Annotated in this window: 17 protein-coding genes and 1 rRNA gene; 9 read left to right on the top strand and 9 right to left on the bottom strand. The window is 54.3% G+C overall.

Annotated elements, in window-relative coordinates; all coding sequences use genetic code 11:
• Positions 1–47: 47 nt before the first annotated feature.
• The gene (locus AC27IT_RS22045) at positions 48–974 is read right to left on the bottom strand and encodes a pseudouridine-5'-phosphate glycosidase (protein ID WP_005832208.1); all 927 of its coding nucleotides are present in this window, start codon (positions 972–974) and stop codon (positions 48–50) included.
• 3 nt (positions 975–977) lie between these two features.
• Positions 978–2,078 (bottom strand): carbohydrate kinase, encoded by a 1,101-nt coding sequence (locus AC27IT_RS22040; RefSeq protein WP_487092099.1) that lies wholly within the window; start codon positions 2,076–2,078, stop codon positions 978–980.
• A 177-nt stretch (positions 2,079–2,255) separates the two neighbouring features.
• On the opposite strand from AC27IT_RS22040, the gene AC27IT_RS22035 reads away from it, so the two are divergent.
• The 5 genes from AC27IT_RS22035 to AC27IT_RS22015 all read left to right on the top strand — a co-directional run bounded on the left by AC27IT_RS22035 (position 2,256) and on the right by AC27IT_RS22015 (position 5,256).
• Entirely contained in the window at positions 2,256–2,690 is a 435-nt protein-coding gene (locus tag AC27IT_RS22035) for a MarR family winged helix-turn-helix transcriptional regulator (RefSeq protein ID WP_005832205.1), read from the top strand.
• 125 nt (positions 2,691–2,815) lie between these two features.
• On the top strand, positions 2,816–3,442 hold the full coding sequence (locus tag AC27IT_RS22030) for an FMN-dependent NADH-azoreductase (protein ID WP_122952518.1): 627 nt from the start codon (positions 2,816–2,818) through the stop codon (positions 3,440–3,442).
• Positions 3,443–3,519: 77 nt separating this feature from the next.
• The gene (locus AC27IT_RS22025; protein ID WP_005832202.1) at positions 3,520–3,906 is read left to right on the top strand and encodes a DoxX family protein; all 387 of its coding nucleotides are present in this window, start codon (positions 3,520–3,522) and stop codon (positions 3,904–3,906) included.
• Between the two features lie 59 nt (positions 3,907–3,965).
• Positions 3,966–4,742, top strand: coding sequence for a pirin family protein (locus AC27IT_RS22020; RefSeq protein ID WP_005832200.1), 777 nt, complete (start codon positions 3,966–3,968; stop codon positions 4,740–4,742).
• Positions 4,743–4,941: 199 nt separating this feature from the next.
• Positions 4,942–5,256, top strand: coding sequence for an MFS transporter (locus AC27IT_RS22015; RefSeq protein ID WP_340673520.1), 315 nt, complete (start codon positions 4,942–4,944; stop codon positions 5,254–5,256).
• Between the two features lie 174 nt (positions 5,257–5,430).
• Here AC27IT_RS22015 and scpC read toward each other — a convergent pair whose 3' ends face one another.
• A complete protein-coding gene (gene scpC / locus AC27IT_RS22010) occupies positions 5,431–6,942 on the bottom strand; it encodes a succinyl-CoA:acetate CoA-transferase ScpC (protein ID WP_340673493.1) in 1,512 nt (503 codons plus the stop codon).
• 150 nt (positions 6,943–7,092) lie between these two features.
• Positions 7,093–7,764 (bottom strand): LytTR family DNA-binding domain-containing protein, encoded by a 672-nt coding sequence (locus AC27IT_RS22005; protein ID WP_005832196.1) that lies wholly within the window; start codon positions 7,762–7,764, stop codon positions 7,093–7,095.
• A 227-nt stretch (positions 7,765–7,991) separates the two neighbouring features.
• On the opposite strand from AC27IT_RS22005, the gene AC27IT_RS22000 reads away from it, so the two are divergent.
• The 4 genes from AC27IT_RS22000 to menC all read left to right on the top strand — a co-directional run bounded on the left by AC27IT_RS22000 (position 7,992) and on the right by menC (position 14,056).
• The gene (locus AC27IT_RS22000; RefSeq protein ID WP_005832195.1) at positions 7,992–10,013 is read left to right on the top strand and encodes a sigma-54 interaction domain-containing protein; all 2,022 of its coding nucleotides are present in this window, start codon (positions 7,992–7,994) and stop codon (positions 10,011–10,013) included.
• 180 nt (positions 10,014–10,193) lie between these two features.
• Positions 10,194–11,612: a YfcC family protein gene (locus AC27IT_RS21995; RefSeq protein ID WP_005832193.1), complete on the top strand. Its 1,419-nt coding sequence runs from the start codon at positions 10,194–10,196 to the stop codon at positions 11,610–11,612.
• Between the two features lie 96 nt (positions 11,613–11,708).
• Positions 11,709–12,851: a M20 peptidase aminoacylase family protein gene (locus AC27IT_RS21990; RefSeq protein ID WP_487092098.1), complete on the top strand. Its 1,143-nt coding sequence runs from the start codon at positions 11,709–11,711 to the stop codon at positions 12,849–12,851.
• Between the two features lie 56 nt (positions 12,852–12,907).
• Positions 12,908–14,056, top strand: coding sequence for an o-succinylbenzoate synthase (gene menC, locus AC27IT_RS21985; protein ID WP_005832191.1), 1,149 nt, complete (start codon positions 12,908–12,910; stop codon positions 14,054–14,056).
• Positions 14,057–14,131: 75 nt separating this feature from the next.
• Here the strand turns inward: menC and AC27IT_RS21980 are convergent, their stop codons facing one another.
• From AC27IT_RS21980 to AC27IT_RS21960, 5 genes are all read right to left on the bottom strand, one after another.
• Complete coding sequence (locus AC27IT_RS21980; protein WP_025845284.1) at positions 14,132–15,040, bottom strand: hypothetical protein; 909 nt, start codon at positions 15,038–15,040, stop codon at positions 14,132–14,134.
• A 141-nt stretch (positions 15,041–15,181) separates the two neighbouring features.
• Entirely contained in the window at positions 15,182–15,475 is a 294-nt protein-coding gene (locus tag AC27IT_RS21975; RefSeq protein ID WP_005832187.1) for a HesB/YadR/YfhF family protein, read from the bottom strand.
• Positions 15,476–15,617: 142 nt separating this feature from the next.
• Positions 15,618–16,907 (bottom strand): sensor histidine kinase, encoded by a 1,290-nt coding sequence (locus tag AC27IT_RS21970; RefSeq protein WP_005832186.1) that lies wholly within the window; start codon positions 16,905–16,907, stop codon positions 15,618–15,620.
• Entirely contained in the window at positions 16,907–17,581 is a 675-nt protein-coding gene (locus tag AC27IT_RS21965; RefSeq protein WP_005832185.1) for a response regulator transcription factor, read from the bottom strand. The genes AC27IT_RS21970 and AC27IT_RS21965 overlap by 1 nt, the downstream gene beginning before the upstream one ends.
• Positions 17,582–17,888: 307 nt before the next feature.
• Positions 17,889–18,012, bottom strand: a 23S ribosomal RNA gene (locus tag AC27IT_RS21960); the annotation flags it as partial.

Here is an 18,012-nt window from a genome sequence, read left to right as displayed (position 1 = left end):
CGCAAAAACCCCCGATGGATACCACCGGGGGCTTGTCTGTTCTTCGCTTATTTTCCTTCGTTCACTGCTTGCTGGTACGCTACTGCCACTTTCGCCGCTACCTCCGCATTGTGGCGCACCAGCGCGATGTTGGTCTGCAAGCTTTTGCCTGCGGTCAACTGCTTCACTTTGTCGAGCAAGAATGGCGTTACTTTTTTGCCCGCAATGTTGTTTTCCTTCGCTTCGTTGAGCGCTTGCAAGATCACGCCCTCGATTTGCTTGTGGTCAAGCGCATCCGCTTCCGGCACCGGGTTGGCGATAATCAGGCCGCCGTTCAGACCGAGGTTCCATTTGGTGTTCATCAGGGTCCCTACTTCTTCCGGCGTATCCAGGCGGAAGTCTACGCCAAATCCGCTTTCGCGGGCGAAGAAGGACGGGAACTCGGAAGTGCGGTAGCCGACTACCGGAACCCCTTGTGTCTCCAGGTATTCCAGTGTGCGGCCGATGTCGAGGATAGACTTCGCCCCCGCGCACACAACCGCGACATTCGTTTGCGCCAGCTCTGTCAGGTCTGCGGATACGTCCCAGGTGATTTCGCCTTCACGGTGTACCCCGCCGATGCCGCCAGTCGCGAACATGCGGATGCCCGCCAGGTCTGCTGCGATCATCGTAGCCGCTACAGTCGTCGCGCCGATTTTGCCGCTAGCCAAAATGTAAGGGAAGTCGCGGCGGCTCACTTTTTCTACCGACTTGTTGGTCGCGAACTCTTCCAGCTCGCTCTCGGTCAAGCCGATCTTGATTTTGCCGTTCATGATCCCGATGGTCGCAGGTACCGCACCGTTGTCGCGGATAATTTGCTCGACTTCTTTTGCCATCTCGATGTTTTGCGGATACGGCATGCCGTGGGAGATAATCGTCGTCTCCAGGGCAACGACCGGCAAATTGTTCTCCAGGGCGTGGCGTACTTCCTCTGTAAAGGTCAAGTATTGTTTCATCATTTATCGCTCCTTTTCGTATTGTTCAACGGTCAGTTGCAGTTGTTCCGGTTTTAATAAGGGAGAAACGGATTGCTCTGTTTGCAGGGTCAAGGCCGAGGCAGCCAGTCCGAGACGGCAAGCTGTCTGGAACGACTCTCCATTCACGATTCCATACAGCAGGCCGGATGCAAACGCATCTCCCGCCCCTGTCACATCTACCACTTCAGTCGGATACGGCGCCATGTGCTCCGATACGTCCTCCGACTGATAGTAAATGCCCGCTTCGCCCATGGTCACGATGACGTGCTTGACGCCTCGCTCCCTGATTTTGCGGCACGCCTCTTCGCAATCCTCAATCGAGCGGATCGCCATGCCAGCCAGCAGCTCCGCTTCTTCCCGATTGGGCAGGATCGCTTCTACTCCGTCCAATTGCTGTGGGAGCTTTTTCGCTTTTGCAGAAGAGACCGGGTCAACGAAAAGTCGAATGTTCTCCTCCCGGCACCGGCCGATAATGTAGGCCAAGCAATCCCCCGGTATGTTCGTATCAATAAAAATCGCGTGGGCTGCGGCAAGGTGGGACCATTTCTCCGCGAACATTTCCGGCGTGAGCGCGTCGTAAATATCCATGTTGGCCAACGATACGACCATTTCTCCATCTATATCGAGCAGCGCGGTGTACGTCCCTGTGCGCTGCATCGGCAGACGCCACACCTGGCTGATGTCTACGCCGTGCTTTTTCGTCTCCTGCAAAATCCACTCGCCTTCCTTGTCCTCACCGACACTGGTGAAAAGTGACGTATTGCATCCGAGCCTGCCGAGATTCTCCGCAATGTTGCGCGCCACCCCGCCGCACGACTCCATGATCGTGACCGGATTGGAAGAGTGCAGCCGCACCGCTTGCTTGCTGCGCGCTTTCCGGTCGAGGTTCGCTCCGCCGATGCAGGCAATCATGCCTTCGTCGCGCAATATATACGCTCTGCCTTTGATCTCGCCACGCTTGGTCAACTGGGCAATGTACCCGGCAACAGCCGAACGCGAAATCCCGATCAAGTCAGCCAGCTCCTGCTGGGAGATGAACGGATTTTGCCGGATGTGGTGAAGGATCAACATGTCTTTTTCCACGGTCATCCTCCTTTCTTCTGATTAGCATTCACAGCTTCGTTCACAAACAAAAGTCTATCACAAAAACTTTTGTTTTGCAAAGGGATGATTTTCGCCATTTGACAAAGGCAAACGAGATCATGTAGGATTGTCTTAAATTCAAGATATTGAAATTTCGATGGAAAGGAGGGCTTTTTCATGGAGCGAAACAATGCCCTCGACCTGTTTGTCGTCTTGTCGCGATCGTATAACTGGGTGACCGCCCATTCCAATCGTCACATCCGCCAGCACGGTTTGAACCCGACAGAGTTCGGCGTCCTGGAAGTACTCTACCATAAAGGCCCGCAGCCTTTGCAGCAAATTGGCGAAAAGATCCTGATCTCCAGCGGAAATATCACGTACGTTGTGGACAAGCTAGAAAAGAAGCAACTGCTGATTCGCAAGCCCTGTTCGGCCGACCGCCGCGTCATTTACGCCGAGCTGACCGAGAAAGGACACGCCTTTTTGGCAGAGATTTTCCCTCCCCACCAGCAGGCGATTGAAAAAGCGGTCGCAGGACTCACTCCCGAAGAACAGCAGCAAGCCATCGGTTTGTTAAAAAAGTTGGGACGTGCTGCTCAGGATACGTATTAGACTGAGCAGCACCCAACAGGTGCAAAAAAAGTGTTGACAAAACGTTCAGCACATAATAATCTTGAAATCAAGATTTATGCATTTGAAGTTAGATGCTTACGAAAAGAAAGGGGAATAAATTTCTCATGAGTAAAGTACTTTTCATTAAAGCAAATGATCGCCCTGTTGAACAGGCTGTGAGTGTAAAGCTGTACGAGGCTTTCGTCCAATCGTATAAAGAAAACCATCCAAACGACGAAATCGCCGAGCTGGACCTGTTCGCAGAAAACCTTCCTTACTACGGAAACGATCTGCTCACGGCTATGTTCAAGGCAGGCCGCGGCATGGAGCTGACTGCCGAAGAGAAAAAAGGCGCAGAGCTGGTCAACAAATATTTGAACCAATTCGCTGACGCTGACAAAGTGATGATCGCGTTCCCAATGTGGAACTTCACCGTTCCGGCTGTGCTGCACACCTATGTGGACTACCTGTCTCAAGCAGGCAAAACATTCAAATACACCGCGGAAGGCCCTGTAGGACTGATGGGCGACAAAAAAGTGGCGCTGTTGAGCGCACGCGGCGGCGTTTACTCCGAAGGCCCAATGGCAGAAATCGAGCTGGCTAACCGCTACGTTCGCACGGTGCTTGGCTTCTGGGGAATCAGCAATATTACCGAAGTGATCGTAGAAGGTCACAACCAATTCCCTGACAAAGCAGAAGAAATCGTAGCAGCAGGCATAGAAAAAGCAGCAAAACTGGCGGAAACCTTCTAAGGCCCGCCAGCCTTTCTTGTCCAAATATCTCAAATTTAAAATACTATAATTTAAAACAATTAAGGAGAGATGAAAAAATGATGGATCTTGGTTTGCTGATTATTCGTTTGGTTGTTGGGTTGTCGTTCGCAGGTCACGGTGCGCAAAAGCTGTTTGGCTGGTTTGGCGGTTACGGTCTGAAAGGCACAGGCGGCTGGCTGGAGTCTATCGGGGTGAAGCCTGGTGTGACCATGGCGCTGCTTGCCGGATTGGCTGAACTCGTCGGCGGCTTGCTGTTCGCGGCAGGTGTCGGCACATGGGTTGGCGCTCTGCTCATCGTCTTCACAATGCTTGTTGCGATTGTGAAGGTTCACGGTCAAAATGGATATTGGGTAACGCAAAACGGCTATGAGTACAATCTGACCTTGATCGCGGTCGCTATCGGTGTCGCTTTGATCGGTCCAGGCGCATACGTTTTGTTTTAAGCAACCGCTCGTAAATCCGTACCCGTAAGCCAGCATTCCACCAAGGGAGGACACAACAGATGAAAATCCGCGTCTACACACAAAACGAACAAGCAAAAGGACATTTTGGCGACGGTGAAATCGTAGAAAACAAACCGATTGGCTTCCCTCATGAAGGCTCCGTTGTAAAACGGGTTGGACCGCTTTTTTACTGGGCGTGGGCAAAATCTCTCAAAACGTTCGAGATTCCCCTGCACCCGCATTCCGGCTTTGAAATTTTGTCTTACGTCCTGCAAGGTACAGTCGGCCACCGGGACACGCTGGGCAATTTGCAGCAGGTCACTACGGGCGGTGCGCAGATCATGCAAACAGGCTCAGGCGCTTACCATGCCGAAGAGCTGGGCAAGGATACCGAGATGTTCCAGATCTGGTTTGAGCCGCACCTCGCCAAAACGACCAAAAACCCGCCGACGTACAACCAGTACGACCACGAGCAGTTTCCGACCGAGACGGCGGATGGCGTACGGGTGAAAAACATCATCGGTCCCGCTGCCCCCATCTCGCTCGTGACCGATTCGCTCATGAAAGATATTGCGATTCCCGCAGGCAAAGCTTACTCGCTGCAACTTCCGGCCGGCTACGCCCACGCTGTCGTCGTCGTGGAAGGAAGCGGAAGCGTTGGCGGGCACAGCGAAGCGGGCGAGCCGCCGACCGTCGCACACAAAGGAGATTTTGTCGTAATCTCTGCGGAAGCAGAAACAGCAAGCGTCACTTACCAGGCGCAAGCAGATGCGCCGTTGCGGATCGTGCTCATTCAAGTTCCGCTGGAAGTAGACTACCCGCTCTACCGCAAGTAACCTTGTCTGAAAAACCGCCCTTATGCATGGATAAACCTTGGACCGTCACCTTGTCGTGACGGTCCTTTTCGCCTTTTCTGCCGCCTTCAAAAAATCTTCTCTTCCTCCATCATCATTTTTTGCTCAAACGGCGCCGTCAGCACGATCAGCGTATAGGAATAGCCTGCTGCTCCATGCGGTCGTCCTGCTTTTTTTGCCGATGTCGACAAAGCTGTTGGCAGGCGCAATCGTCGCCGTCATGCTCTGGGTAGCTGCCGTGCAAACGACCGTCCCTGCCCAGCAGTATTACTTGATCTCGTTGCCCCCGCACTCTTCGCAAGTGGCGCTCAGCATCAATACATCCGTTTTTCAGCTCGGGCTGGCGCTGGGCGCGGGAATTGGCGGCGTCATCGTCAACCATGCGGCAATCTGGCACATAAGCTGGGTCGGCGGTCTGTTCGTGCTCGCGGGCTTCGGCTTTGCCCTGGCTTCGTTTGCCCAGCCAAAAGAGGCGCGAAAGGCTAAAAGCGCGTAAGCAGGTCTGGCAACCGCAGACGCGAAAAAACAGAAATCACTTGCGTTACTCACAACACCCGCTAGAGCAGCAACTGCTCGCGTTCTGGCGGGCGCGCCCGCTTTTTTCAAAGCAAAACCCGCCCAGGCAGCAGCGCCCGAGCGGGTTTGTTTCTATGATACGGTTCGATACAACTTACACCAGCGCCGGCTTTTGCTCCAGCATGGTTCCTTCCTCGGCGTAGCGCACGTGCCAGGAAAATGCTTTTTCCAGTACGTGCGGAGTGTGCCCGCCGCGAGTGAGCGCTTCTTCGTAGTACGCTTTAAGCTGCTCACGGTACATTGGATGCGCGCAGTTTTCGATGATTTTCAAGGCGCGCTCGCGTGGTGCCAGCCCGCGCAAATCAGCCAGCCCTTGCTCGGTGACGATGATGTCGACGTCGTGCTCCGTATGATCGACATGGGAGGCAAACGGCACGATGCTGGAGATTTTTCCGCCTTTGGCGATCGACTTGGTTACGAAAATGCCCAGACGCGCATTGCGGGCAAAGTCGCCAGATCCGCCGATCCCGTTCATCATCTTGCTGCCCGAAACGTTCGTCGAGTTGACGTTGCCGTAGATGTCCACCTCAATCGCCGTATTGATGGCGATCAGCCCCAGGCGGCGAATGATTTCCGGATGGTTGGTGATCTCCTGCGGACGCAGCAGCAGCTTGTCGCGGTATTTGGCAAAATGTTCGGTGACGTACTGCATTTTGTCAGCCGTCAGCGTGATCGAACAACCGGAAGCAAACGAGATTTTCTCCGCGTCGATCAGGTCAAAGACCGCGTCCTGCAGCACTTCCGAGTAAACGGTCAGATCGGTGAACTCGGAGTCGAGAAAACCGTTGAACACGGCATTGGCGACAGACCCGATACCCGATTGCAGCGGCGCGAGATTTTCCGGCAGCCGTCCCGCCTTGACTTCCTCGCGCAAAAACGCGATCAGATGAGCGGCGATTTCAGCCGTCTCCGCGTCCGGCTCGACGATTGTCGACGGCGAATCCAACTGGTTCGTCAGCACAATGCCTTTGATTTTTTCGGGATCGACCACAATGCCCGCTGTTCCTATCCGTTGGTCTACCGCCGTGAGCGGAATCGGCTCGCGCGCTCCCTGGCTCGCTGGCGTGTAAATATCGTGAATGCCCTCCAACTCAGCGGACTGGGCGAGATTCAATTCAATGATGACATGCTTCGCGTAATCGACGAAAATGTTCGAGTTGCCGACAGAAGTGGCGGGAATAATCATGCCGTCCCCTGTGATTGCAACCGCTTCCACAATCGCGTAATCAATCGCACTCATCGCTCCTTGGCGAATCAGCTCGGCGGTGTGGGACAAATGCTGGTCCACGAACATCATGCTGCCGTCGTTAATTTTTTTGCGCATGACCGGATCGGCTTGAAAAGGCAGCCGCTTGTTGACAATGCCCGCCTCCGCCATGACAGCGTCCACGTCTGATCCGAGCGAAGCTCCTGTATATACATTCACGCCAAAAGGCTTGTTGTCTTGTTTGACTCGCTCTGCCAATGCGAGCGGTACAACCTTGGCATCCCCTGCACGAGTGAAACCACTTAACCCGATTGTCATGCCATCCTCGATCCAACTCGCTGCTTCCTCAGCCGTCACGATTTTATCTGCCAATCTTTTATCGCGTAAGCGCTCCCACATCATTGTGACCCCCTATGCCATCTTTTCTTGTTCATACACTAGCACAAGAATTCTGAGCGGGCACTCGATTTTCAACAAAGCAGAATATTTGAGCAGCGAGTTAGCAAAAAAGACAGCGAACCATTCTCACTGGCAAGGGGCCTGCAAAAGCTAGAAGCCGAGCAGTTGCCGGAACGTGCTGGCATACGTCTGGCTCACGGGAACTCTCGTCTTCTGCTTGTCCTTCATCTCCAGCATGAAAGTCGAATGGAAATGCGGATGGATAAAGCCGATGGACTCCAGATTGACAAAATAAGAGCGATGGCAACGCGCGAACCGCTCAGGCGGAAGCATGTATTCCAGCTCGGACATGCTGTATTTGTTCGGGTACGACCCGCTTGCCGAATGCAGCAGCGTCTTGCCCTCGTGCGAGCTGATGTAAACAATCTCGTGCAGCGGAATCGGCAGCCAGCCATCTTCCCCTTTTCCAATCAAAAACGACAGCCTAGGCTGCGGATTAGCCAGCGGAACGCTTTGCAAAGGATAGATGGCGGTAATACAGCCCATGACCTCTCCCCCGCGGAACAGCGGCAGCGACAAACCGTAGTACGGCACGCCAAAAATGCGGCTCTCCACCTGATGTCCGACTTTTCCTCTCTCCATCAGCGCCTTGTGCGTGGCAGAGCCAATCGGGACCTGGTCGCCCGGGGAGATTTTCAGATCAATGTTTGAGCTTGGCTGATAATACAAGTATTGGGTGCCGTCCGAGATCGCAATCGACACTTCTTCCGGCACAGCTTGGCCAATCATCTGCAGCATTTCTGGAACAATCTTGTTCTCCATGCTGAATCCTCCTGCTCCTCTTCACTCTTTTTCTTTTTTCTCTTTCTTCTATTAAACCACACTTCCCTCCCGGCAGATCAATCCTTGTCTTTCCTGCGCAGACAAGGGAATCCATCCGTTGCGGGACAGCCGTTGTGCTATCATGGTATCAACAGTTTTTTGCGAAAACTTGGCAGCGCCAAGCCATTGGCGAAAGCTTTAGTCTGTACAAAAAAAGGCGGTGCACCATGGACCACACCATTGTCTTGATTGCAAAAGGAACCGACACGCTCGCTTTTCTGCTCAAGGAGCTGCGAGCGTATTTTGAGCCTTATTGCAAGGTCATCGGCTTTGCCAGCCACGAACAAATCCCTGACCTCTCCGGGGTGTCCCACGTCTTCATTACGACCAGGGCGCCTGAGTTGTACACGATCGCCCGTCAGGCCGTCCCCGAAACGGTCCCGATTACCGTGCTGAACCGTTTTTTTGAACTGCGCAAAATAAAGGCGCTGATGCAAATCCCGCCCGGAACGACCGTGCCTGTCATGAACAACTCGCCGGTCACAGCCCAGGAGGTCATCCAAAACTTGCTGGAAGTCAAGATTGACCACCTGAATTACGTCCCTTTTCACCCAGGCAGTACGTTCGAGGAGCGCTTTCGGTATGCGATCATTATGAGCATTCCCGATGTGCCGCTGCCCCCTCACGTGGAAGTCATCGACCTCGGCTTTCGCAAAATCAGCATTCACGATCTGATTGATACCGGGCGCAAGGTGGGCGTCCCGATTGAATGGGAGCGGCAATACCTCTCCGCCTTCATCGTGGAAATGTCCGAGCTGGCCAAAATGCTCGGCACTTCCTACGCCGAAGTGCAAAAGCTCAACAGCCAGCTTCAATCCACCTTTCAGGCGGTGAAGGATCCGGTCATCGCCTGTAATGAGGACGGTCTAATCACGTTCATTAACGATGTCGCCGTCGAGCTGTTCTGTCCGCACGAATCGGTCGTTATCGGCAAGCCTTATACGATCCTCAAGGAACACGGCCTGCTCGCCCCCTTTTTTGAACAGGAGGGGCAGGAGGATGCGCTCATCGCCATCGACCAGCGGCAATTCATCGTCAGCAGCCACAGCATTCGCCGCAGCCATGAGCATCTCGGCTTCGTCTGTACGCTGAAAGACGTGACGGAAATCCAGCGCCTGCGCACCCAGCTCGCCCTGCGCGGCCACACCGCTACCTACTCGTTTGCTGATATAAAAGGCAGCAGCCAGCCGCTCCTGCACGCCATCGAGCTTAGCAAAAAGATGGCGAAAAACAACCAGACGATCCTGCTCACGGGTGAAAACGGGACGGGCAAAGAGCTGTTCGCCCACGCGATCCACCAGCATTCACTGCGCAAAAACGGCCCGTTTGTCGCGATCAACTGCGCCTCCCTGCCGGAAAACTTGCTGGAGAGCGAGCTGTTCGGCTACGAGGACGGAGCCTTCACAGGCGCGCGCAAAGGAGGCAAGCCCGGACTGTTCGAGCAGGCGGATGGCGGCACGATTTTTCTCGACGAGATTGGCGATATCTCCCCCGCGATCCAGGTCAAGCTGCTGCGCGTCCTGCAGGAAAAGCAAGTGATCCGCGTCGGCGGCACAGGGATTTTGTCCGTAGACTGCCGGGTGATCGCTGCCACCAACCGCAATCTGGAGGATGCCGTCCGGGATGGCGCTTTTCGCGAAGACTTGTTTTACCGGCTGGCCGTCCTGCCCATCGAAATCCCGGCGCTGCGCGAGCGAACGAGCGACATTCCGCTGCTGATTGACGATCACTTGAAGCAGCAAGGGATTCGCAAAAGCTGGTCGCCGGAAGTCATGGAGCTGTTGCTCGCCCACGACTGGCGAGGCAACATTCGCGAGCTGAAAAACGTCGTGGACTACGCCATTACGGTAAGCGAGCATCCTGTCATCGGCATTGCCGACCTGCCCAAGCGTTTGACCGAGCGGATATTTCAAAAGCAATCCGCAGCGGCGGCCGTGCCTCTCGAGGATGAGCGGAATCTGGATATTTTGCTCGGACTGTATCAATATTACCTCGCCAACAAACCAGTGGGGCGCTACCAACTGGCGCACACCCCCGTCCTGCAGGCGAACGGCTGGACGGAAAGCGCGCTACGCAACCGCTTGAAACAGCTTGAGCAGCTTGGACTGGTGCGCTCAGGCACAACCCGTCAAGGAACCTCGATCACCCGTGACGGCATCGAAATGTTGAGGAAATATGGAAAAATATAGTGCAAGGCAAATGAATATTAGGTTGTATTAGGACGAATAAATCCTAATAAACATTCCTAAAGAGTGCGTTTTCGTTTGGACGCTGCCACCCTCCGTCCAATGAAAACGCCTTTTTTCGCGAAATTTCGACAGTTGGCACGCCACTTGCTTATAGAAAAGGCAAAAAAGCGAGGTGACCTCATGGCTACAAAACATTCTTCTCCAGCAGCGCCAGCCAAAAAACGTTTTTCCGTCCCGCACACTTATGCCATTCTCTTTATCATCATCATTTTGGCAGCGCTTGCTTCCTACGTGCTTCCGACAGGCGAGTTCGAACGCATCAAGGACGACGCCTCGGGCAGAACCATCGTGGTAAACGGCAGCTATCACGCTGTCGAGAGCAGCCCTGTCGGCTTTTTCGACATGTTCAAAGCAATTCCTGAAGGGATGCAAAAAGGCTCGCAAATCATCTTTTACATCTTCATCGTCAGCGGCGTTTTCGGAATCATCCGCCAGACGGGGGCCATTGAGGCGGGCATCAACAAAGGCGTCCGCTATCTGGAAGGCAGGGAAAAGCTCCTGATCCCCGCATCCATGTTCCTCTTCTCCATCGGCGGCTTCACGATGGGGATGGCGGAAGAAAGCATTATTTTCGTGCCAATCGGCATCGCTCTCGCCCGCGCAATGGGCTTTGACGCCGTAACAGGTACCGCCATGATTACGATGGGGGCAGCGGCCGGCTTCATGGGCGGCATGCTCAATCCGTTCACGGTAGGGGTCGCCCAGTCTTTGGCGCAGTTGCCGCTCTTCTCCGGTCTGACCTTCCGCGCTATCGTGTACGTCTTTGTCCTCGGCTTTGCCATCTGGTACGTCATGCGCTACGCCTACCGGGTGAAGGCAGACCCGACCAAGAGCGTCATTTACGCGATCGAGCAAAAGGAAAGCGACGAACAAGTCGCCGTCGAAATTCCCGATCTCAACGGACGCCACAAGCTGGTCTTTCTGGTCATGGTCTGTGGACTCTCCTTCAACGTCTACGGCGTGTTCGAGTACGAATGGTTCCTGACCGAGCTTACCGCTTCCTTTTTAATCATGGGACTGGTTGCCGGGCTTGTCGGCGGGCTGAATGTAAACAAGCTGTTTGACTCCTTTGTCGCTGGCGCCAAAGCCGTTACCTTCGGCGCCCTGATCGTCGGCTTCGCCCGGGCGATCACCGTCGTGCTGGAAGAAGGAAAAATTATCGACACGATGATTTACGCGCTGACTTCCGCCATCGGCCATTTGCCGGATGCCATCAACGTGCTGGCCATGTTCCTGATTCAAGCGGTGTTGAACCTGTTCATTTCGTCCGGCAGCGGCCAAGCGGCGACAACGATGCCGATCATGGTGCCAATCGCCGACCTGCTGGGCATTTCCCGTCAGGTCGCCGTCCTTGCCTTCCAGTACGGGGATGCGGTGACGAACTCGATCATTCCGACTTCTTCTGCCTTGATGGGCTATCTGGCTGTCGCTGGCATTCCGTATGAAAAATGGGTCAAGTTCATTTGGAAGCTGCTTCTCGGCTGGGCCGTCATCGCCGCCATCGCCCTGATCGTCGCTGTAACCATCGGCGTTTCCTAGAGCTAAAGACGACGCACACCTTTTTCAAAACAAGCTGGCTTGCGTCGCATGCACCCCGCTGTGGCGCAGCCCCAGCCGCAAACCTGTGGAGGAACCATGCGCACAACAATCAAACAATTGCAGCCCGCCATTTTTTCTCTGTACGAGCATTTGCATCGACATCCGGAGGTTAGCTGGCAGGAAGTAGAAACGACCGCTTATATCGCCCGTTTTTTGCAGGAGCGTCATTGCCGGGTCACGACGTTTGACGACGTAACCGGAGTGGTGGCGGAATGGGGAGACTTGACCCCGGGAGGATTGACGGTCGGCGTGCGGGCAGATATGGATGCGCTCTGGCAGGAGGTAAACGGCGTCTTCCAGGCGAACCACTCTTGCGGGCACGATGCCCATATGACGATGGTGCTGGGCGTCCTCATGGTGTTGCAGGCGCAAAACATCCAGCTCCCCGGCCGCCTCAAGCTGATTTTCCAGCCGGCGGAGGAAAGCGGAAACGGCGCTTTGGCTATGGTAAAAAAACAAGTGGTCGACGACATCGACTATTTGTACGGCGTCCATCTGCGCCCGGTTCAGGAGATTCCGCGCGGCACGGCTGCCTCTGCCATCATGCACGGCGCGGCAGGCACCATTTTCGGGCAAATCAAGGGAGACGATGCCCACGGGGCGCGCCCGCACCTTGGCGTCAATGCCATCGAGGTGGCAGCGGCGATCGTCGAGCAACTCAAAGGGATTCACCTCGATCCGCTCGTCCCTTATTCCGTGAAAATGACGCAGCTTTCTGCGGGCAGCAAGAGCAGCAACATCATTCCCGGCTCGGCCCAGTTCCACCTGGACTTGCGCGCCCAGACGAACCTTGTCATCGACGCGCTGTTTTCCAGAGTCGAGCACATTTTGCAGCACGTCGCCCAGCTTTATGAGGTAGACTTGTCCTATGACATCACCGAGCGGGTGTACGCCGCCGAAGTCCACGAAGAGGCGCGGCAAATCATGGCCGAGGCGATTGTGCACACGCTCGGCGCAGACCGTCTGGAAGCGCCGATTCAGACGCCAGGCGCGGAAGATTTTCACTATTACACCAAGGAGCGCCCTCACCTGCGCGCGACGATGCTGGGACTGGGCTGCGGCCTCGCACCCGGCCTGCACCATCCGCAGATGACATTTGACAAAGAAGCGCTGCTGGATGGGATCGAGATTTTGGCCCGTACAGTACTCACCACGTTTGAGCGGCACGCTGGCAAGTAAATCCGCCTGTGCGCCGCCATCGCTCATACGAATCCCAAGTCTGAGGAGAGATGGTCATGAAAATCGAACGCGTCGATCTGCAAAGAATCAAAATCCCGTTGACAGCCCCTTTTGTCACCAGCATGGGCTTGGAGACGCACAAGGAATGTATTCTCGTCCGCGCCTACAGCGGAACACATGTCGGCTTCGGCGAGAGCGTCGCGATGGACGTTCCGGTCTACAACGAGGAGGATGTCGATACAGTCTGGTATATGCTGGAAAAATATTTGATTCCACAACTTTTTTCCCGTGAAATCGAGCACCCTGATGAAGTATCGCAAATCTTTTCCTGGATGCGCCGCAACCAGATGGCGAAGTCGGCGTTGGAAGGCGCGGTTTGGGACCTGTATGCGAAAATGAACGGCATGTCCCTCTCCCGGGCACTTGGCGGAACCCGGACGACGATTGACGTAGGGGTCAGCATCGGCATCGAGCCGACGATCGAGAAGCTGCTTGCGCGCGTAGACAGCTTTATCCGCGACGGCTACAAAAAAATCAAGGTCAAGATCAAACCGGGCTTTGACGTAGAGCCGATCCGGGCGATCCGTCACACCTTTGGTCCGGACGTTCCGCTGATGGCCGATGCCAACTCCGCCTATACGCTGGCAGACATCGACATGCTGAAGCAACTGGACGACTTCGGGCTGATTATGATCGAGCAGCCGTTGGGGCACGACGACATCATCGACCATGCGACATTGCAAAGAGAACTGAAAACGCCGATCTGCCTCGACGAGTCGATCCATACGGTGGAGGATGCGCGCAAAGCGATTGAACTGGGAAGCTGCCGCATCATCAACATCAAGATCGGGCGTGTCGGCGGCCTGACCGATGCCAGGAAGCTCCATGACCTGTGCGCGGCAAAAGGCGTTCCCGTCTGGTGCGGCGGCATGCAGGAAGTCGGCATCGGCCGCGCGCACAACATCGCCATCGCTTCGCTGTCCAATTTCACCATCCCGGGCGACACGTCCCCTTCGCACCGCTATTTTACAGAGGATGTAGTGACGCCGATGATCGATTTCGTTTCGCCGGGCGTACTGGCCGTTCCAACCGGAGCCGGCATTGGTTATACAATCAATGAAGCCGCCATTCTCCGCGCACTCGTTCAGCACAAGAGCTACTTTGCGAATCAAGAATCTACCACTACCGTCATTCCGAACTGGTAGGCCACATAGCCACAGGCAAAACAGGGAGCGCTACAGCAGCCTCCCTGTTTTTTTAACGCCCGTCTGCTCGTCTGTCTACTCCATCGTCGTCAACAGCTTGCACAGATTGCGTTCGGCATCCGGCCGCTCCCCGGCAGGCAGTCTTCCGAGCAGATCAAGCGCCGCATAAGGAAGCTTCAGCGCATGCGGGTCGCTGTACGTTTTTTCCCAGTATGCAGGCGAAAAAATGTACGCAAACGCAGGCTCCTTCACCTCATCCGCCAAAACAAACTCCGGCATCTGCCGATTGAGGTAAGTCTGAATCCGGTGGTTCACGATGCCTGCCTGCACCAACTCCCCGTATCCGAAGCGCTCCAGGTCCGTCAAAGCTTGCGCGTGCGTCACGCTGTGGACGACCTCGCCTGCAAAGTGGTAGCGCTGCCCGTCGATCACTCGCCCCGGCACGACGGTATGCAGCTCGGCAAACGTCCTTCGCGCCATCTCCTCGGTTGTGTCGTACGGAGCCACTTCCTCCGCCACATCCGCAGTTGTGACGGCAAAATAGCTGTCGATGCCCCAATAGCGCGTCGGTCTGTCTTCTGTCGTCTTTTTCAGCATTTCGACCAATCCGGCGACCACGCTCGGCCGAACCAGATCGGGCCGATCCCGCAACGCCTTCAATGCCAGCACGCCCAATGCCAGTCCATGCCCGGATGTCCGCAGTTGCTTCACATTTTGCGTCAGTCCGTCAACGACCTGCTGCAGCAAAGCCGGATCAGCCTGTTCCTCTTGACCCAGCGGCGCAAACCATTCCGGCTGCAAGCGCCGAAACGCCTCACAGGTTCGCTCAATTCCTGCTTTTACATGCTCAGGCAGCTCATGCTCGCGATCCATGTAGTAGCCCGCCAACAAAGCCGCACCGTAATGCCCTCCAAACCAGCCTGCCTGCGCGGCCCGCGCCATTCCCACTACGCCAAGCTCCAAATACGAATCGAGTAACCGCATGCTCCATCCTCCTTTTTCCAATCGGGTATAGATTCATAATATAATAAATATTTTTGTTTGTTAAGTATAAAAATAAAATGACTCCTGCCTCGGGAGTCATTTCGGTATCGTTTGTATCAGATTGAGCGATTCGCTGCTTGCTCACGCTTCATCCAGTTTGAAATCCACTTCATCCGTCGCCGGTCGGTAGTCGACGATCAGTCCATTTCCATTCATATACCACAGCTCATCCTGCTCCATGTAAAAGGTAATGCCGTCTACTACCGCAGAAAGCCCGACTTCGTTCGGCTGCTCTTTGGCAATCCCCATGGAAAACGAATCCTGCACCGTGCTCACGCCTCCATAGCGGACAAAAAAGCGGACGCTGTCGCCTTCCTTGCATCCCCACTCTTCCTTGAACCACGCTACCGCCGGGGCCGTTACTGTCAGTTTAATCGCTCGTCACTCCTCTCTTCCCTTGTAGTTTACCTGACTTTCTAAATATGTAAAGCAAAAAAGTATATTATTCGCACTCGCCCCATGCGGCGGAACGGAAAAGAAAGACCGCTTTCCTTTTCGGAAAAGCGGTCTTCTTCTGTTACTTCAATGGAAGTGTAACCAAAAAACTCGTTCCTATGCCTTCTTCGCTGCTTACCGTAATTTTGCCGTGATGGGCGTCCACGATCCACTTGGCGATGGACAGGCCGAGCCCAGTTCCTTCCGTCGCACGCGAACGCATTTTGTCCACCCGGAAAAAACGATCAAACAGGAATGGAATGTTCTCCTTGGAAATGCCGATCCCGCTGTCCTTCACCAGAATGGCGACGCGGTTTCCTTCTTTTTTGCACGAAACAAAAATGGTGCCGCCTTTGTTCGTGTACTTGAGAGCGTTGTCCAGCAAAATGACCATGAGCTGGTGCAGGCGCTCCTCGTCCCCGACGATCTCCAGCGGCTCCTCAATCGCTGTCTCCAGGCTGATTTCCTTCACGATGGCGAGCTGGGAAAATACTTGCGTGCATTTCTGCACCATCTCATCCAGCCGAAATTTTCTGCTCATAATCTGCAGTTCATTGGAGTCGCTGCGGGCGAGCGTCAACAGGTCGGCTACCAGCTTGCTCAACCGCTTCGCCTCCTGCATGCCGATCATGATTTTTTCGCTTTCCTGCTCGATGGTATGATCGGGATGGCGGAACAGCCGCTCCAGATTGACCATGATCGCTGTCAACGGCGTGCGCAACTCGTGCGAGGCATCTGCAATAAACTGCTGCTGCTTTTCCCACGATACCTGGATCGGGATGAGGGCGCGTCTCGCCAAAAACCAGCCGACGATGATCGCAATGACAATGCTCACTATATCGCCAATGACCACGACGTACAACAGGCTGCTCAGCATGTTCTGCTCGGGCGCCAGATTGTAAATCAACTGAAACTGGTAGGCTACTTGCAAGTGATCGCCCACGACGACTTTTTTCGGCACGGTGACCGTCTGTACCCGATATACCTGTCCTTTGATCGTCACGGTTTCGATGCCGTCCGGCTTGCCGATATGGAAAAAGTTCGGCAACTCCTCCGGCTCCAGACGCTCGCCAAAAGCCGTTCCGATCACCCGGCCAAAGCTATCCCAGACCAGCAGGGCGTACCTGCGATCGAGATCCATGTACTTTTTTCGCTCCAGGCGATTGTAAGGAAAAGGATCATCGTTAATCCGCTGCAAGCGAGGCAGAGGGTCTACCGTAAGCCGCTGACTCACCTTCTCCAGCTCGCGGTCTACTTGCGAGTACAGCCGATACTTCATCGTATAGTAAACGGCACTCCCCAACGCATTGAGCAGCAGAAATACCACGATGACATTCAGTGTCACCAGGCGAATCCGCGTTTTTCGAAACATTACCGTTCTTCCTTTTTCAAAATGTAGCCCACGTTGCGGATCGTGCGAATGTAGCTTTCGTAAGCTCCCAGCTTTTTGCGCAAATAATGGACGTACAGATCGACTACTCCGTAATTCGCCTCTGAGTCGATGCCCCATACGCGGTCAAAAATTTGCTGGCGCGTCAGGATTTGCTCCCGATTTTGCAGAAAATATTTGAGCAGCTCGTATTCCTTCGTGGTCAGCTTCATCGGCTCGTCATCCACAAAGCCGTCGTATTCATTTACCTTTAACGAAATCGGGCCGTATGCCATTTCGCCTTCTGTGCCGGTCTTTCCGTTGCGCCGCAGCAAGGCTCGCACTCTCGCCGTCAACTCTTCTGCGGCAAAAGGCTTGACCAGATAATCATCGGCTCCCGCATCCAGTCCCTCGACTCTCGCCTTGACGCTGTCCTTTGCCGTCAAGAACAGAACAGGGGTCATCATTCCTTTGGCACGAAGCGTTTTAACCAGAGTCAGGCCATCCATGCCCGGCATCATGATGTCGAGTACAAGCAAATCATAAATGCCTCGCTGCGCCAGCAGCAAGCCATCATCTCCCCGATCAGCCGTATCCACTTGATAGCCTTCATCGCTCAAAACGCCAGCAATAGTCTGTAGCAGGGCTTGTTCATCTTCGACTGCAAGAATCAGCATGTATATCCCCTTTCATCTATAACAGCTAGCTGTTGTTGTTCATATGCTTCTTCTTTTCCAGCATGAATCGTTATTTCATCCAGCATAGCATAAACGACCGGAATCACAATGCTTGCGAGTAGACAGACACTTTCATTAGAGCATTCGTTCTTTTGAATGAGATTTGAGAGCCAAAAGCAGAGCGTCGTTGTCTTGTTGCCTGATCTATGCAAAAAAGCTGTATTCCCGATTACTTTTGTGAGTAATGGAGAATACAGCTTTTTTCTCATTCCTTCAAAACTGAATACGCATGTTTGCTAAGAGATGTGTGGATAAGTCCTCGACCGATTAGTATTCGTCAGCTCCACGCGTTGCCGCGCTTCCACACCGAACCTATCAACCTCATCGTCTATGAGGGGTCTTACCAGCTTAACGCTGTGGGAAATCTCATC

The sequence above is a fragment of the Brevibacillus sp. YAE8 genome, assembly GCF_057543335.1.
The sequence above is the reverse complement of the archived record's forward strand: the minus strand, read 5'-3'. Positions and strand labels throughout refer to the sequence as shown.

Bases quoted from the DNA above. Each gene is read 5' to 3' on its own strand.
- AC27IT_RS22025 (WP_005832202.1), top strand. From the start codon at position 3,520: ATGATGGATCTTGGTTTGCTGATTATTCGTTTGGTTGTTGGGTTGTCG.
- AC27IT_RS21990 (WP_487092098.1), top strand. From the start codon at position 11,709: ATGCGCACAACAATCAAACAATTGCAGCCCGCCATTTTTTCTCTGTAC.
- AC27IT_RS21980 (WP_025845284.1), bottom strand. From the start codon at position 15,040: ATGCGGTTACTCGATTCGTATTTGGAGCTTGGCGTAGTGGGAATGGCG.
- menC (WP_005832191.1), top strand. From the start codon at position 12,908: ATGAAAATCGAACGCGTCGATCTGCAAAGAATCAAAATCCCGTTGACA.
- AC27IT_RS22000 (WP_005832195.1), top strand. From the start codon at position 7,992: ATGGACCACACCATTGTCTTGATTGCAAAAGGAACCGACACGCTCGCT.
- AC27IT_RS22015 (WP_340673520.1), top strand. From the start codon at position 4,942: ATGTCGACAAAGCTGTTGGCAGGCGCAATCGTCGCCGTCATGCTCTGG.
- AC27IT_RS21995 (WP_005832193.1), top strand. From the start codon at position 10,194: ATGGCTACAAAACATTCTTCTCCAGCAGCGCCAGCCAAAAAACGTTTT.
- AC27IT_RS21965 (WP_005832185.1), bottom strand. From the start codon at position 17,581: ATGCTGATTCTTGCAGTCGAAGATGAACAAGCCCTGCTACAGACTATT.
- AC27IT_RS22020 (WP_005832200.1), top strand. From the start codon at position 3,966: ATGAAAATCCGCGTCTACACACAAAACGAACAAGCAAAAGGACATTTT.
- AC27IT_RS22005 (WP_005832196.1), bottom strand. From the start codon at position 7,764: ATGGAGAACAAGATTGTTCCAGAAATGCTGCAGATGATTGGCCAAGCT.
- scpC (WP_340673493.1), bottom strand. From the start codon at position 6,942: ATGTGGGAGCGCTTACGCGATAAAAGATTGGCAGATAAAATCGTGACG.
- AC27IT_RS22035 (WP_005832205.1), top strand. From the start codon at position 2,256: ATGGAGCGAAACAATGCCCTCGACCTGTTTGTCGTCTTGTCGCGATCG.
- AC27IT_RS21970 (WP_005832186.1), bottom strand. From the start codon at position 16,907: ATGTTTCGAAAAACGCGGATTCGCCTGGTGACACTGAATGTCATCGTG.
- AC27IT_RS22030 (WP_122952518.1), top strand. From the start codon at position 2,816: ATGAGTAAAGTACTTTTCATTAAAGCAAATGATCGCCCTGTTGAACAG.
- AC27IT_RS22045 (WP_005832208.1), bottom strand. From the start codon at position 974: ATGAAACAATACTTGACCTTTACAGAGGAAGTACGCCACGCCCTGGAG.